This window comes from Rhodococcoides kyotonense (assembly GCF_900188125.1).
Taxonomy (GTDB): domain Bacteria; phylum Actinomycetota; class Actinomycetes; order Mycobacteriales; family Mycobacteriaceae; genus Rhodococcoides; species Rhodococcoides kyotonense.
Window position 1 is genome coordinate 194219 of the sequence record NZ_FZOW01000002.1, and the last position, 15533, is coordinate 209751.

Consider the following 15533-nt stretch of genomic DNA (forward strand, 5'->3'; position numbering starts at 1 on the left):
CGGTCCGCAGGGTCGGATCGGCCCCACAGAGGCAACTATTGGGCAACGACGACACCGTCATAAGCTGATTCCATGGCTCCGACCAAGACCGTCACCCCTGAACAAGTCCGCGTGGCCGTGTTGGCCGTCGCCGACTGGGTGCGCGACGCGTCCCTCGACAAGCCGCCGCGGGCAGCCCTCGCCGACGCCGTCCGCACGACCGCACGGACATTGGCCCAGATCGCGCCGGGATCGAGCGTCGAGGTGCGGGTGCCGCCGTTCGTCGCGGTGCAGTGCATCACCGGACCACGGCACACGAGGGGAACGCCGCCGAACGTCGTCGAGACAGATCCGCGGACCTGGCTGGAGGTCGCTACCGGCGTCAAGGAATTCGAGGACGCGCTGAAGGACGGATCGATCACCGCGTCGGGAAGCCGCGCGGGCGAAGTGGGGCATTGGTTGCCGATCCTGCGGGCCTGATGGACGACAGATGGACGCCGAGTGTCCGACTCGGGAATGGCGCAGGCCCGCGATGCGTTGGATCGACTCGTGTGCCCGTAGACTGGGTACAGCCCCCCGCCCCGTCCCCCAAGGGAGCAGTGCTGTGACCTCTGCCGAGTTGTCGGTTGACAGTCCAAATCTTCTGGTAGGCAAGCCCGTAGACGAACCCGAAAACGAACCTCGGGAAGAGTGCGGAGTCTTCGGAGTCTGGGCACCGGGGGAGGATGTGGCCAAGCTCTCGTATTACGGGCTCTATGCACTGCAGCACCGAGGCCAGGAAGCTGCGGGTATCGCGGTGTCCGACGGTTCCCAGGTGCTGGTGTTCAAGGACCTCGGCCTCGTCAGTCAGGTCTTCGACGAGCAGACCCTCGGCGCCATGCCGGGGCACGTCGCCGTCGGACATTGCCGTTACTCGACCAGTGGGTCTGTGACCTGGGAGAATGCTCAGCCGATCTTCCGTACCACCACTGCGGGCACGGGCATCGCGCTCGGCCACAACGGCAACCTCGTGAACTTCGCCGAACTGGCATCACGTGCGCGTGACGAAGGCCTGATCAGCGACCGTCTGCAGGGCAACGGCACGTCGGACTCCGATGTCGTCACCGCGCTTCTCGCGCACAAGGCCGCCGATCGCACCATCGAGCAGGCTGCGATGGAATTGCTGCCCACGTTGAAGGGCGCGTTCTGCCTGACGTTCATGGACGAGCACACGCTGTACGCCGCCCGTGACCCCCACGGCATTCGTCCGCTGTCGCTCGGCCGTCTCGACCGAGGGTGGGTCGTCGCCAGCGAGACTGCAGCGCTCGACATCGTCGGCGCCGCGTTCGTCCGTGACATCGAACCGGGTGAGCTGCTGGCGATCGACGCCGATGGAGTTCGCTCCTCGCGCTTCGCCGCTCCCGAGCCCAAGGGCTGCGTGTTCGAGTACGTGTACCTCGCTCGCCCGGACAGTGTCATCGGCGGACGTTCGGTGCACTCGACGCGCGTCGAGATCGGTCGCCGTCTGGCCGAGGAGCATCCCGCCGAGGGAGACTTGGTCATTCCGGTTCCCGAGTCCGGTACTCCGGCTGCCGTCGGATTCGCGCAGGGTTCAGGCATTCCGTACGGCCAGGGCCTGATGAAGAACGCCTACGTGGGCCGTACGTTCATCCAGCCGTCGCAGACCATTCGTCAGCTCGGTATTCGGCTGAAGCTCAATCCTCTCAAAGAGGTCATTCGGGGCAAAAGGCTTGTCGTGGTGGACGACTCGATCGTGCGAGGTAACACCCAGCGTGCGCTCATCCGCATGCTGCGCGAAGCCGGCGCGCTCGAGATCCACGTCCGTATCGCGTCGCCGCCCGTCCGCTGGCCATGTTTCTACGGTATCGACTTCGCGTCTCCCGCAGAGTTGATCGCCAACGGTGTCGACGCAGCCGACGGCATTCTCGAGGGAGTGCGTCAGGCAATCGGTGCCGATTCCCTCGGGTACATCTCGACCGAAGGCATGATCGCAGCCTCGGAGCAGCCGGAATCTCGGCTCTGCACTGCATGTTTCACGGGGAAGTACCCGATCGATCTGCCCGCGGACAACGCACTGGGGAAGCACGTTCTCGAAGGTTTGTTGGCAACCGCTGCAGGTCAGACGGTGGAGTCCGGCAACGCCAACGTGAGTGCGCTCAGCCGACCGTAGGGTATGTAACGGCCTGCGCCGGAAAATATTTCGTCAGGTTTCCTGTTTGCCACATATTCGAAACAGCTGATCGGTACTGTCCGGAACAATCAAGGACACAACCGAACAGATTGAGGCATGCAGATGATCCTGTCGCCCGGCAACGGTCGCAGTTCCCAGCAACGTAAGAAGATCGTCGGAGTGGCAGCGATATCCGTTGCCGTTCTGACCCTGGCCGCATGCGGCTCGGGACGCACCGACGACGGTGCGTCGTCGTCCGGAGACGGCGGCGGCGACACCATCACGGTCGGCACAACCGACCAGGTGACATCGATCGATCCCGCTGGTTCGTACGACAACGGCTCGTTCATGATCATGAACCAGGTCTATCCGTTCCTGATGAATTTCGCGCCTGGCAGCTCCGAGCTCGAACCGGATGCGGCCGAGAGCTGTGATTTCACGCAGCCGACCGTCTACACCTGTACGTTGAAGGACGATCTGACGTTCGCCAACGGCAACGCGCTGACGAGCGAGAGCGTGAAGTTCTCGTTCGACCGTGTAGTCGCGATCAACGATCCCAACGGCCCGGCCTCGCTGCTGACCAACCTCGACAGCATCGCCACGCCGGACGAGAAGACCGTCGAGTTCACACTGAAGACCCCGAACGATCAGACGTTCCCGCAGATCCTCGCGACGCCCGCGGGCCCGATCGTCGATCAGACGGTGTTCCCCGCCGACGCAGTGCTCGACGACGCGGCCGTCGTCAGCGGAAAGCCTTTTGCCGGACCGTATTCGATCGGCAGCTACGACAAGAACGCACTCGTCAGCTTCACCGCCAACGGTGACTACAAGGGCATTCTCGGCGCCCCGGAGACGAAGAACATCTCGCTGAAGTACTACACCAGCTCGGACAATCTGAAGCTCGACATGCAGAACAAGGCGATCGACGTCGCCTGGCGTTCACTGACTCCGACGGACATCGACTCTCTCGGTGCGGTCGACGGACTGACCGTCCACGAGGGGCCGGGCGGTGAAAGCCGCTACATGGTGTTCAACATGAACACCATGCCCGGTGATACTCCCGAGCAGAAGTTGGCCGTACGCAAGGCAATTGCCGCATCCGTCGACCGCCAGGCTCTGTCGGACAGCGTCTACAAGGGCACATACACACCGCTGTACTCCGTCGTGCCCGGCAGCCTCGAAGGAGCAACGCCCGCCTTCGGCGACACGTACGGCGAAGTGCCCAACAAGGACGAAGCAGCTGGATTCCTCAGTGCCGCAGGCATTGCCACCCCGGTACAGCTGAACCTGCAGTACAACCCCGATCACTACGGTTCGAGCTCGTCGGAGGAATACGCCGCCATCAAGAGCCAGCTCGATGGGACGGGCCTGTTCAACGTGAACCTGCAGTCGACCGAGTGGACGACCTACACCAAAGAGCGTGTCGCCGACGCGTACCCGGTCTATCAGCTGGGATGGTTCCCGGACTTCCCGGACGCCGACAACTACCTGACGCCGTTCTTCGCACCGGACAACTTCCTGCAGTCGCACTTCGAGAGCCCGGAGATCACCGCACTGCTCGATCAGGAACGTACGACGGCCGATCCTGCGGCACGCAACGCGATCCTGGAACAGATCCAGACGCTCCTCGCAACGAACTACATCCCGACGCTTCCGTTGTTGGAAGGCAAGCAGATCGCCGTCTCGACGGACGAGATCAGCGGCGTCGACGACACTCTCGATGCGTCGTTCAAGTTCCGTTTCACCCCACTCGCCCGGGGCTGACCCGGTGTCGACTACCACGCCGGTCGGCGAGGTAGACGGCAGTGCGGAGAAGCAGTCGCAGCAGGTGAGCGCGCCGTCACGGTACGGCGCGCTCGCCCGCTATCTCGGGATCAGGTTTCTGCTGATCATCCCGACGGCATGGATTCTCGTCACCGTTGTCTTCTTTCTCATGCGTGTGATCGGCGATCCGATCACGGCGGCACTCGGTGGCAGGTTGCCCGCCGAGCAGATCGCGCAACGCAAAGCCGAGGCCGGCTACGACCGACCCATCCTCATTCAGTACTGGGAGTACCTGCGAGGGTTGCTCACCGGTGATTTCGGCACGTCCGCGACCGACAACCGAGAGATCGCCGACGTCCTCCTCGTGAACGGCGCTGCGACACTGGAACTCGCGTTCTGGGCGTTGCTCGTCGCATTCGTGGTCGGGGTGCCGCTCGGATTCTTCGCCGCGACGCATCGCGACCGATTCGGCGACGCGTCGCTGCGCATCTTCGCGATCCTGGCCTACGCAGCACCCGTCTTCTTCGTCGGCATGCTGCTCAAGCTGCTGTTCGCGGTGAGGCTGGGGTGGTTGCCAGTGGCCGGACGCGCGAGCACCAATGTCGAACTCGCGCTGCAGAACGTCTCACCCAAGACCAACATTCTGCTGATCGACTCGATTTTGTACGGCGAACCCGCGTACACCGGTGACGTGCTGAAACATGCCGTGCTGCCCGCGGTGGCTCTCGGATTGCTCACTGCCGGAGTCTTTCTCAGGCTCGTTCGCGTCAACCTGCTGCAGACCTTGCAGTCCGGCTACGTCGAGGCCGCGCGAGCACGCGGCGTCAGGAGCCGAACTGTCACACTGCGACATGCGTTCCGAAACGCGATGATTCCTATCGTCACGGTCATGGGACTACAGATCGCAACGTTGCTCGGAGGTGCTGTGCTGACCGAGACGACGTTCGAGTGGAAAGGACTCGGGTACGAGCTCGCGCACTATCTCAGCGCGCGAGACTTCGTAGCAGTACAGGGAATCGTGACGTTCCTGGCTTTGGTGGTGGCAGTCGTCAGCTTCTTCACCGACGCCATCGTCGCACTCATCGACCCGAGAGTGAGGTTCTGATGAGCACCGAAGTGGTACTGAGCGAGGTCGACAGCGCCCGACCGCATCGACGCGGATTCCCCGGAGTTGCCTTCGTACGCTCGACGTCAGGAGTGCAACGGGCAACGTTGGTCGTCGGGCTCGTTCTGATGGCGATGTTCCTCCTCGCCGCGGTGTTCGCGCCGCTGCTCGCCCCGTACGGGTTCTCGCAGACCAGCGACGGCGGTACCGAGTTCGCACGGCAGGCCGCACCGTCGGCGCAACACTGGTTCGGCACATCGGTGCGCGGCGAAGACGTCCTCTCGCGCGTGATCTACGGTGTCAGAACGGCGTTGATGGTCATCGCGAGTTCGTTGATCCTGTCCATCGCGATCGGCGTGCCGCTCGGATTGGCGTCGGGATACATCGGTCGGTGGTTCGACCGAGTGCTCGTGTTGTTCATGGACGCGATGTACGCATTCCCGTCGCTGCTGCTCGCCGTCGTCATCTCGATCGTCGTGGCGGGAGGGCAATCGAGCAGCTTCGGCGGAATCGCCTCTGCCGCCATCGCGATCACGGCGATCTTCGTGCCGCAGTACTTTCGCGTCGTACGCAATGCGACGGTGGCGGTCAAGACGGAACCGTACGTCGACGCAGCCCGCGTGACGGGGGCGAGCACCGTCCGAATCCTGTTCCGACACATCCTGTCCAACGTGATCCAGACTCTGCCGGTCATCATCACGTTGAACGCTGCCGAAGCGATCCTGACTCTCGCGGGACTCGGATTTCTCGGGTTCGGCATCGAACCGACGTCGGCGGCGGAATGGGGTTACGACATCAACAAGGCACTACCGGACATCTCGAACGGCATCTGGTGGACGTCGGTGTTCCCCGGCCTCGGCATCGTGCTGATCGTTCTCGGCATGACGATGGTCGGCGAAAGCGCAAGCGAGACCATGAATCCGCTTCTCCGTACCCGTAAGAAGAGGGTGAAGGCATGAGCGCACTGTCCCTGGACGGACTGTCGGTGACATTCGCGACCGACAGTGGTGACGTCGACGCAGTCAAGTCGGTGTCGTTCGAGGTGCAGGCCGGTGAGGTGCTTGCCGTCGTCGGGGAGTCCGGATCGGGTAAGTCCGTCAGTGTCCGCTCGGCGATCGGGTTGCTGCCGGACACCGCGCACGTATCCGGCAGCGTCGTCCTCGGCGGAACCGAGGTGACGGCGTTGAACGATACTGCGTGGGAAAAGCTTCGGGGCGAGAAGATCTCGATGATCTTCCAGGAACCCGGCAGTGCGCTGGACCCCTTGTTCACCATAGGATTTCAGATCGTCGAAGCCTTGCGTGCTCACCCGCGTGAGGGAGGTAAGCGGCTGGACAAGAAGGCCGCGAAAGCGCGCGCGATCGAGTTGCTCACCATGGTCGGATTGCCCAGTCCCGAAAAACGATTCGGGTACTATCCGCACGAACTGTCGGGTGGGCAGAAGCAGCGCGTCATGATCGCGATCGCAATCTCGTGCGAGGCCAAGGTGATCATCGCCGACGAACCGACCACCGCCCTCGATGTCACCGTGCAGGCCGAGATCCTCGACCTGCTGAGGGATCTCAAAGACCGCCTTGGCTGTGCGATCGTACTCATCACCCACAGCATGGGTGTGGTGTCCACCCTCGCCGACCGAGTCGTGGTGATGAACCAGGGCAGGGTCGTCGAGGAAGCGCCGGTGCGGGAACTCTTCGATTCTCCGAAGGAGGAGTACACGAAGAAGCTCCTCGCCGCGGTTCCGAAGCTTTCACCCGCTGCCTCCGACAAATTCGTCGACACGGAAGGCGAGGCAGTACTCGAGGTCGTCGACCTCGTCGTGCAGTTCGCGGGTGGCGTGGGGGCCGGGGCGTTTCGCGCAGTCGACAACGTCTCGTTCCGGATTCATCGCGGCGAGACACTGGGACTCGTCGGCGAATCGGGCTCGGGAAAATCCACCATCGGCAGATGTGTTGCAGCACTGCAGAAGCCGACGAGTGGAACCGTCACGGTGATGGGGCAGGAGATCTCCGGTCTGTCGCAGCGTGCACTTCGCCCGTTGCGCAAGCGATTCGGGTTCGTTTTCCAGGACCCGGCGACGTCACTCAACCCGCGCTTGACCGTCGGGCAATGCATCGCGGAACCGATGGTGGTGCACAAGTACGGAAACAGCGACGCCATCGCGGCAAGGACCAAAGAACTGCTCGACGCGGTGCAACTGCCGTCGGGCACCGAGAAGCGCTACCCGCACGAGCTGTCCGGCGGGCAGCGTCAACGCATCAGTTTGGCTCGCGCGTTGACGCTGCAGCCGGATCTCGTTGTCGCCGACGAACCGACGTCGGCGCTCGACGTGTCCGTACAGGCTGCGGTGCTCGATCTGTTCGAGGGCCTGCAACAGGAGTTCGGCTTCGCGTGCCTGTTCATCAGCCACGATCTCGCCGTCGTCGATCGGGTGTCGCATCAGGTCGCGGTGCTCAAGGACGGCGGGCTCGTCGAGATGGGGACGCCGTGGAAGATCCTCCGGTCCCCGGAGGAGGAGTACACGAAACGGCTGCTCGCGGCGATCCCGACCGTCTAGGCCATGTGCACGGAAATACATAGGCCACTATGTATTTCCGTGCACGTGCGACGAAGTCGCCTACAGGGACAGCGTGTGATCCGCCAGCCAGGAATTGATCCCGACGACGCGTTCCGCCGCGTGCCGCGCGTGCGGGTCGTCCTGCGCCCCGAGGATCTTCTCGACGCCGGTGCGGTCGAGCAGCGCGCTGATCGGAGCGTTCGAGTCGTCGAGTACCGAACCGAGCTCCTGCAGAATGGTCTTCGAGTACTGCGGATCCTGTGTGCTCGGGTACGGGCTCTTGACGCGTTGCACGACGGACTCCGGAAGCAGATCCTTCGTTGCCGCGCGCAGAAGGCTCTTCTCCCTGCCGTCGAATGTCTTGAACGCCCACGGGGTTCCGAACACGTACTGCACCAGTCGGTGATCGCAGAACGGCACACGAACCTCGAGTCCGACGGCCATGCTCATCCGGTCCTTGCGTTCGAGCAGTAGCGGCAGGAAGCGCGTCAGGTACAGGTAGGAGATCTGCCGCATCCGTGCTTCGAGGCCGACATCACCGGGCCGAGTGGGTACTTCGGCGAGAGCGCGACGGTACTGGTCGTCGTAGTAACCCTCCATGTCGAGCTGGCGCTGGACATCGTGCGAGAACGGCGACGTCGAATCGCGGCCCTGTGCCATCGAGCCGGCGAGCCATGGGAAGGTTTCGGCTGCAACGACTTTCGGATCGTGGAAGTCAGCGTAGCCGCCGAACACCTCGTCGGCGGACTCACCCGACAATGCGACGGTCGACTGTTCGCGAACTGCCTTGAACAGCAGGTAGAGCGACGTGTCCATGTCGCCGAGGCCCGGGTAGTCGCGCGCAGCGAGAACGGCGGCACGGTGCGCGGGTTCGAGGAGGTCGTCGTTACTCAGCACGATGTCGCGGTGATCCGCTGCGACATGTCGAGCGACGTCCTTCACGAATTGGGTGTCGGGTGCATCGCGCAGACCGTCGGCGACGAAGTTGTCTGCGTACCCGACGAAGTCGACCGCGAAGGACCTGACTGCGCCCTTGCCTGCCGCCGAGAGTTGCTGTGCGGCAAGCGCGGTGAGCGCAGAGGAGTCGAGGCCGCCGGACAGCAGAGTGCACAGCGGGACGTCGGCGATGAGCTGGCGAGAAGCCGTGTCGTTCAACAACTCCCGCACGGTCGCGATCGTGGTGTCGAGATCGTCGGTGTGCTCGTGGTCGTCGAGACCCCAGTATCTGGTCTCCTGCAGCCCCTGCTTGGTGACGCGCACGACATGGCCCGGCGGGACCTCTTTCATGCCGTCGAACACGGCGTTCGACGGATCCGCCACGAAGCCGAGCAGCCGTCGTAGTCCGTCGATCCCTACGTTCCGCGATGCGAGGGGATTGGCAAGTATCGCTTTCGGTTCGGAACCGAACACGACGCCGTCCTCGGTCTCCAGGTAGTACAGCGGCTTGACGCCCAGGCGGTCACGGACGAGGAGAAGCTCCTCGGTGCGCGAGTCCCACAGGGCGTACGCGAACATTCCGTTGAGCTGCTCGACGGCTCCCTGTCCCCATTCCTCGTGCGCATGCAGGACGACCTCGGTGTCGCTGCTGGTCCGAAAGGTGTTCGTCAGTGTTCCTCGGAGTTCGCGAAAGTTGTAGGTTTCTCCGCTGTAGACGATGACGGCCTCGGTGCCGTCGGGCCTGGTCGACGTCATGGGCTGGTGGCCGCCCGGGATGTCGATGATCGCGAGTCGTCGATGTCCCAGCGCCGCATGCTGCGACGTCCACAGACCTTCGTCGTCGGGCCCGCGCTTGTCCATGGTGTCCGTCATTGCCTGCAGCGTTGCCTTCTCGCTGCGCAGGTCGCGTCCGTAGGACACCCATCCGGTGATTCCGCACATGTTGCCTCCCTCGATCGTGGTCCCCCGACCGACAAGTCGATGCAACTAGAACGTTACGCGAACTAACTAAATCTGGAAACAACCCCATGTGCGCGAAAATGCATAGCGGGACAGGAGCGTAGCCAGCGAAGCGATCAGAAGGCGTTGTGTATTTTCACGCACGTGCGACGAAGTCGCCTGTCCAGCGGCTAGTCGCCTCCGGTACCGTTAGAGCGCAATTGCGCGCGCATATCGCGCAACGATCACGAGTACAAGGCTGGAGCCGCATGACCGAGGATTCCCGACCACCCCACGCAGCATCTTCGGGCGGTGCTTCCTACGCCGCGGCAGGCGTCGACATCGAAGCAGGCGACCGCGCAGTCGAACTCTTCGCGCCACTTGCGAAGAAGGCCTCGCGCCCCGAGGTCATGGGTGGCCTCGGTGGATTCGCCGGCCTCTTCGCGCTCAAGGGTGACTACAAGGAGCCGATTCTCGCCGCGTCCACCGACGGCGTCGGCACCAAGATCGCCGTTGCGCAGGCACTCGGCAAGCACGACACCCTCGGCCTCGACCTGGTGGCCATGGTCGTCGACGATCTCGTCGTGTGCGGTGCCGAGCCCCTGTTCTTGCAGGACTACATCGCTGTCGGCCGCGTCGTACCCGAGATGGTCGCCGAGCTCGTCAAGGGCATCGCTGAAGGCTGCGTCATCGCAGGCTGCGCCTTGCTCGGCGGTGAGACGGCCGAGCACCCCGGTTTGATGGCCGACGGTGACTACGACCTGTCGGCAACAGGCGTCGGCGTCGTCGAGGCCGACGCGGTACTCGGACCCGACCGTGTTCGTCCCGGCGATGTCGTCATCGGCATGGGGTCGTCGGGTCTGCACTCCAACGGTTACTCGCTTGCACGCAAGGTCTTGCTCGAGATCAACCACATGGACCTGGGTGGGCACGTCGAGGAGTTCGGCCGCACGCTGGGCGAGGAACTGCTCGAGCCCACCAAGATCTACGCCAAGGACTGCCTCGCGCTCGCAGCGGAGACCGACGTGCGCACCTTCTGCCACGTCACCGGAGGTGGACTGGCCAACAACCTCTCCCGCGTGATGCCGGCAGGGCTCGTCGCCGAGCTGGATCGCACGACGTGGAGCCCGGCCCCGGTCTTCTCGCTGATCGCCCAGCGCGGACGCGTCGAGCGTGCCGAAATGGAGCAGACGTTCAACATGGGCGTCGGCATGGTGGCCATCGTGGCACCGGAAGACGTCGACCGTGCACTTGCCGTGCTGACGGCACGCCACATCGATTGCTGGACCCTGGGAACGGTCAAGAAGTCGTCGGACAAGACGGACAAGACCGAGCGGGCGTTCCTGGTGGGTAACCACCCACGCTTCTGAGAAGGCAATTACAGCAACGACTGAGGGGGAGCCGCGCTGCGGCTCCCCCTCAGTCGTTATGTATCGCTTGTCAGCGTCGCCAGTCCTCGTACTCGTCTTCCTCGACTCGGGAGTACCCATCCGAGTCTGAGGTGATACCGCCACGGTGGGAGTTGGACGAACCATTGGAGAGCTCTCTTTGCAGACTCTCCAAGTCCGTTGTCGGCGAGCTGTACTTCAGCTCACGAGCGACCTTTGTCTGCTTTGCCTTAGCCCTGCCTCGGCCCATGGCGTTGCCCCCTCGCGGACTTGCGGGGCGGCCTGGGGAAATTTGGGCGCCCCGTTAGATTTGGTATTTCTTCCTGGCACACACTCTAGCGCGCGAATGGCTCGGATGCTCATACGGAGTCCATGTGGCGCCTGTTCGCTTCATCTCAATGAGCGTCTGCACGGTAGCTACCAGCATAAATGTTCTGAGTTCGGGTAAGGATCACGATTTGGTTCGGATTCCCAGAGCCGCCCTGACGTCGCGTTCGACCTTCACCGCAAGATTCGGCGTCTCCAGGAGACGCCTCAGGCCGTCGACGTCGGAGCCCTCGAAGAGGTCGCGCACGGTGACTCCGTGGTCCGGAACGGATTCGACGACGACGGTGTCACCTGCCGCCAGTGAGCCGGCCTCGATCACCTTCAAATACGCGCCGACGTCCCCGCGTTCGGTGAACCTGCGTACCCACCGCGGCTCTCCCGTCCAGCGAGCGAACGTTCCGCAGGGATTCCGCGGAATCGTCACCTCGAGCACCGTCGTGCCGACGCGCCACCGCGATCCGACGACCGCATCCGTCACGGCCACCGCGGACGTTCGCAGATTCTCGCCGAACCAGCCCGGCGGCACATCGCGGCCGAGCTCCGACGCCCATCGCCGAGCCTCCGCATCGTCGTATGCGTAGACAGCCTGGTCGATCCCGCCGTGGAACTTGGTGTCGCGGCTGCGGTCGCCGGCCAAGCCGAGCTCGCCGATCACGACGGGCCCGGTGACGGGTCGCTTGTCGATGGCAGAGTCGCCGACACCGCGACGTCCGAGAGGAACGTCCGCGTGCACGACGCAGACGGCCTCGACACGGCCTGTCATCGGCCGCGAAGGCGATCCACGGCCGCGCGGCCTGCCTGCACGTCGTCGTAGCTCGGTATCGAGTCGGGGTCGATCGACGCCGCGCACGGCCCGGCGACCAACTCGGTGTCGACGGGGATGGTCCGTTTCAGCAGCGCGAGCGCGATCGGTCCGAGTTCGAAGTGATCGACGACGGTACCCAGACGTCCGACGGCCCGTCCGCCCGCGGTCACCGGATCCCCGGTTGCAGGACGCCCGTCCGCGGATCCGTCGAGATGCAGAAGCACGAGATGACGCGGCGGCCTCCCCAAATTGTGGACGCGTGCCACGGTCTCCTGTCCGCGGTAGCAGCCCTTGTCCAGGTGGACGGCGCCGTGCTCGGTGATTCCGCCGATCCACCGAACCTCGTGCGGGATGGTCTTCTCGTCGGTGTCGACGCCGATCCGGGGACGCAGCGATTCGACACGTATTGCGTCGTACGTCCAGGTGCCTGCCGGAGTGGCTCCCGCGTCGCGCAGCGTCGTGAACCACGATGCAAGAGATGCCCGGGGAACCAGCAGATCGAACGCGTGGGCGCCCGGCCACGGCATCCGCCGGACGAAGCCGCCGCCGTCGAGCGGAGACGCGTCGTACACGCTCTCGGGAACGGGCGCGCCGACCGCCTCGAGCACGCCGTGCGCAGAAGCCCCCAGGAGGCTCAGCACGGCGAGTTCACTGCCGTCGCGAGGCTCAGCCTTGGACCAGAAGACCATCTTCTGCAGAAACGACAGCAGAGCGGGTCCCGACGCGGCCTCGGTGTCGATCCAGGTGACACCGCCGATGTCGGTCTGGACGAAGTGATGTTCGATGCGTCCGTTGACGTCGAGTGACAGATTTTCGGCTGACGTGCCGTCGGCCAGGGTCTTCACGAGCTGGCTCGAAATGGTGTCGAGCCAGGTCAAACGCTCCTCGCCCGAGATGGCGATGACGAAACGGTGAGATCGGTCGACGACCGCGGCAGCCGACGTCGCATCGCGCTGCTCGCCGAACGGATTGCCGTAGTGCCACGCGACCGCATGATCGAGTGAATCCTCGGGAGCGGGAACGGCGTCGGGAAGAGTGAGCAGAGGGCTCGGTGAGATCGCGACAATATCGGACACAGCTTCCATAGTAGGAGTACGTCCGACAAGTAAGTGCCTCCACTACGCTGCTCCCATGTCGGAACGCGTAGTTGTCACCCTCGACGGACAGGTTCACGACGCGGACGCACCGCTTCTGTGCGCCGACGATCTCGCTGCGGTGCGCGGCGACGGAATCTTCGAGACGATTCTCGTCCGCGGCGGCGTGCCGTGCGGCGTCGAATCGCATCTGGCTCGTCTGACGGCGTCGGCCGCGGCACTCGACCTGCCGACGCCGGATCTCGACGACTGGCGACTCGTCGTCGCGCACGCCGTCGACGAATGGGGTTCGCTGACGCAGGACGAAGGTGTGTTGCGACTCGTTCTGAGCCGGGGGCGTGAGAGCGGCGGTGATCCGACGGGGTTCGCGACGGTCGGTCCGCTGCACGAGCGAATCGCGAAAGCTCGCGCCGACGGCGTGGCCGCGATCACGCTGGCACGCGGATATTCGGTGGACTTCGCGGCCGATGCTCCGTGGCAGCTGCTCGGTGCGAAGACGCTGTCGTATGCGACGAACATGGCTGCATTGCGCCACGCAGCCCGCAACGGCGCCGACGACGTGATCTACACCAGTAGCGAGGGGCGCGTTCTGGAAGGCCCGAGGTCGACCGTCGTGCTCGCTCGCGGTAAGACTCTCGTCACACCGCCCGCCGAGCACGGCATCCTCGCCGGCACCACCGTCGACGCGTTGTTCCGCGTTGCCGAGGACAAGGGATTCACCTGTGAGCGGGCCGATGTCTATCCTGCGGATCTGATTGCGGCAGATGGTGTTTGGCTGGTCTCGTCGATCACGCTCGCGGCACGGGTGGTGACGCTGAACGGGGTCTCGCTCGGCACTCCCGAGATCGCCGAGGACGTGCGTTCGATGGTCGATCTGGCCATCGAGACGGCCGATGGTGAGGCAGTCGACTCTTGAGCTACTACTACGCGTAGTAGTACAATCGAACTCGCTGCAGCAGCCCCTGTAGCGGTAACACTTGTCGTTACCTCCCGCGAGTTCGGAGTAGCTCATGGACGCCTTGGACGTCTCGAGGTGGCAGTTCGGAATCACGACTGTCTACCACTTCATTCTTGTTCCGCTGACGATCGGACTTGCACCGATCGTCGCTGCGATGCAAACGATGTGGGTGATCACCAAGAAGGACTCCTGGTATCGACTGACCAAGTTCTTCGGCAAGCTGTTCCTGATCAACTTCGCGTTGGGCGTTGCCACCGGCATCGTGCAGGAATTCCAGTTCGGGATGAACTGGAGTGAGTACTCCCGCTTCGTGGGTGATGTGTTCGGCGCTCCACTCGCGCTCGAAGGGCTCGTTGCGTTCTTCCTCGAATCCACGTTCCTCGGACTGTGGATCTTCGGGTGGGGCAGACTGCCTCGGTTGGTGCATCTGGCGACGATCTGGCTGGTCGCGATCGGTGTCAACGCGTCGGCGTACTTCATCATCGCTGCGAACTCGTGGATGCAGCACCCGGTCGGCGCGCGGTACAACCCCGAGACCGGCCGTGCCGAGCTGACGAGCATCTGGGAGCTGATGACCAACAGCACTGCGCTGGCGGCATTCCCGCACGCGGTGGCAGGCGCGTTCCTCACGGCGGCGACGTTCGTCGCGGGCATCTCGGGCTGGTGGATGGTTCGCGAGGCACGTAAGGGCCGAGACGAGAACTCGCGCAGTATGTTTCGTCCTGCGGCGCGTCTGTCGTTCGCCGTCATGATCGTCGCGGGTGTTGCTCTCGCCGTCACCGGCGACGTCCAGGGCAAGCTCATGTTCGAGCAGCAGCCGATGAAGATGGCGTCGGCAGAATCGTTGTGCAACACCGAAACCGGAGCCTCTTTCTCGCTGCTGACGGTCGGAACGCACAACAACTGCGAGTCGGTCGAACACTTGATCTCGATACCCGGTCTGACGTCGTTCCTCGCCGAAAACGACTTCGGGGCAACGGTTCAGGGCGTCAACCAACTGCAGGAACAATACGAGCAACAATTCGGGCCAGGGAACTATCGACCGAACCTGTTCGTGACCTACTGGGCATTCCGCATGATGATCGGCTTGGCCGCCGGTTCGGCGCTGCTGGCACTGGCCGGTCTGTGGGTCACCCGAGGCGGACGCATCCCGAACCAGAGATGGTTCTCGTGGCTCAGCCTCGCCGCGATCCCGACTCCGTTCCTCGCCAACAGTGCAGGCTGGATCTTCACCGAAATGGGTCGTCAACCCTGGGTCGTCGCACCGAATCTGAACGGTATCGATCAGATCAGGCTCACCGTCGACCAAGGCGTGTCCGATCATCCGGTCGGGTTGGTCGTCGCGTCGCTCGTGACCTTCACGGTGCTGTACGCCGCGCTCGGCGCAGTCTGGTTCTTCCTGATCCGGCGTTACGTGATCGAAGGACCACTCGAACACGACGCGCATCCACACGCCACGGACGAGTCGGAAGACGACGACGACTCCGCCCAGCTATCGTTCGCGTACTAGGGAG

Annotated in this window: 13 protein-coding genes; 9 read left to right on the plus strand and 4 right to left on the minus strand. The window is 63.7% G+C overall.

Features of this window, described 5'->3' with window-relative positions:
- The first annotated feature begins 72 nt into the window (after window positions 1-72).
- The 6 genes from CHB96_RS03705 (at window position 73) to CHB96_RS03730 (ending at window position 7572) form a co-directional block, all read left to right on the plus strand.
- Window positions 73-459, plus strand: a complete 387-nt coding sequence (locus CHB96_RS03705) for a sterol carrier family protein (protein WP_089243243.1) — start codon at window positions 73-75, stop codon at window positions 457-459.
- 124 nt (window positions 460-583) lie between these two features.
- Window positions 584-2149 (plus strand): amidophosphoribosyltransferase, encoded by a 1566-nt coding sequence (gene purF, locus CHB96_RS03710; RefSeq protein ID WP_089243244.1) that lies wholly within the window; start codon window positions 584-586, stop codon window positions 2147-2149.
- Between the two features lie 123 nt (window positions 2150-2272).
- Window positions 2273-3913, plus strand: a complete 1641-nt coding sequence (locus CHB96_RS03715; RefSeq protein WP_176444151.1) for an ABC transporter substrate-binding protein — start codon at window positions 2273-2275, stop codon at window positions 3911-3913.
- A 4-nt stretch (window positions 3914-3917) separates the two neighbouring features.
- The gene (locus CHB96_RS03720) at window positions 3918-5018 is read left to right on the plus strand and encodes an ABC transporter permease (RefSeq protein WP_371828981.1); all 1101 of its coding nucleotides are present in this window, start codon (window positions 3918-3920) and stop codon (window positions 5016-5018) included.
- Window positions 5018-5977 carry an ABC transporter permease gene (locus CHB96_RS03725; RefSeq protein WP_089243247.1) on the plus strand — a complete coding sequence of 320 codons (960 nt, stop codon included), beginning with the start codon at window positions 5018-5020 and terminating at the stop codon, window positions 5975-5977. Before CHB96_RS03720 ends, CHB96_RS03725 begins: the two co-directional genes overlap by 1 nt.
- On the plus strand, window positions 5974-7572 hold the full coding sequence (locus tag CHB96_RS03730; RefSeq protein ID WP_089243248.1) for an ABC transporter ATP-binding protein: 1599 nt from the start codon (window positions 5974-5976) through the stop codon (window positions 7570-7572). The genes CHB96_RS03725 and CHB96_RS03730 overlap by 4 nt, the downstream gene beginning before the upstream one ends.
- A gap of 60 nt (window positions 7573-7632) precedes the next feature.
- Here CHB96_RS03730 and asnB read toward each other — a convergent pair whose 3' ends face one another.
- Complete coding sequence (asnB, locus tag CHB96_RS03735) at window positions 7633-9450, minus strand: asparagine synthase (glutamine-hydrolyzing) (RefSeq protein WP_089243249.1); 1818 nt, start codon at window positions 9448-9450, stop codon at window positions 7633-7635.
- Between the two features lie 266 nt (window positions 9451-9716).
- On the opposite strand from asnB, the gene purM reads away from it, so the two are divergent.
- Window positions 9717-10817, plus strand: coding sequence for a phosphoribosylformylglycinamidine cyclo-ligase (gene purM, locus CHB96_RS03740; RefSeq protein WP_089243250.1), 1101 nt, complete (start codon window positions 9717-9719; stop codon window positions 10815-10817).
- Between the two features lie 70 nt (window positions 10818-10887).
- Here purM and CHB96_RS03745 read toward each other — a convergent pair whose 3' ends face one another.
- From CHB96_RS03745 to ygfZ, 3 genes are all read right to left on the minus strand, one after another.
- Complete coding sequence (locus CHB96_RS03745; protein ID WP_089243251.1) at window positions 10888-11085, minus strand: DUF3073 domain-containing protein; 198 nt, start codon at window positions 11083-11085, stop codon at window positions 10888-10890.
- A gap of 201 nt (window positions 11086-11286) precedes the next feature.
- A complete protein-coding gene (locus CHB96_RS03750; protein ID WP_089243252.1) occupies window positions 11287-11925 on the minus strand; it encodes an MOSC domain-containing protein in 639 nt (212 codons plus the stop codon).
- Window positions 11922-13052, minus strand: coding sequence for a CAF17-like 4Fe-4S cluster assembly/insertion protein YgfZ (gene ygfZ, locus CHB96_RS03755; RefSeq protein ID WP_089243253.1), 1131 nt, complete (start codon window positions 13050-13052; stop codon window positions 11922-11924). The genes CHB96_RS03750 and ygfZ overlap by 4 nt, the downstream gene beginning before the upstream one ends.
- 46 nt (window positions 13053-13098) lie before the next feature.
- Here ygfZ and CHB96_RS03760 point away from each other — a divergent pair, with 46 nt between their 5' ends.
- Window positions 13099-13977, plus strand: coding sequence for an aminodeoxychorismate lyase (locus CHB96_RS03760; protein WP_089243254.1), 879 nt, complete (start codon window positions 13099-13101; stop codon window positions 13975-13977).
- Between the two features lie 94 nt (window positions 13978-14071).
- On the plus strand, window positions 14072-15529 hold the full coding sequence (locus CHB96_RS03765; protein ID WP_089243255.1) for a cytochrome ubiquinol oxidase subunit I: 1458 nt from the start codon (window positions 14072-14074) through the stop codon (window positions 15527-15529).
- Window positions 15530-15533: the final 4 nt, after the last annotated feature.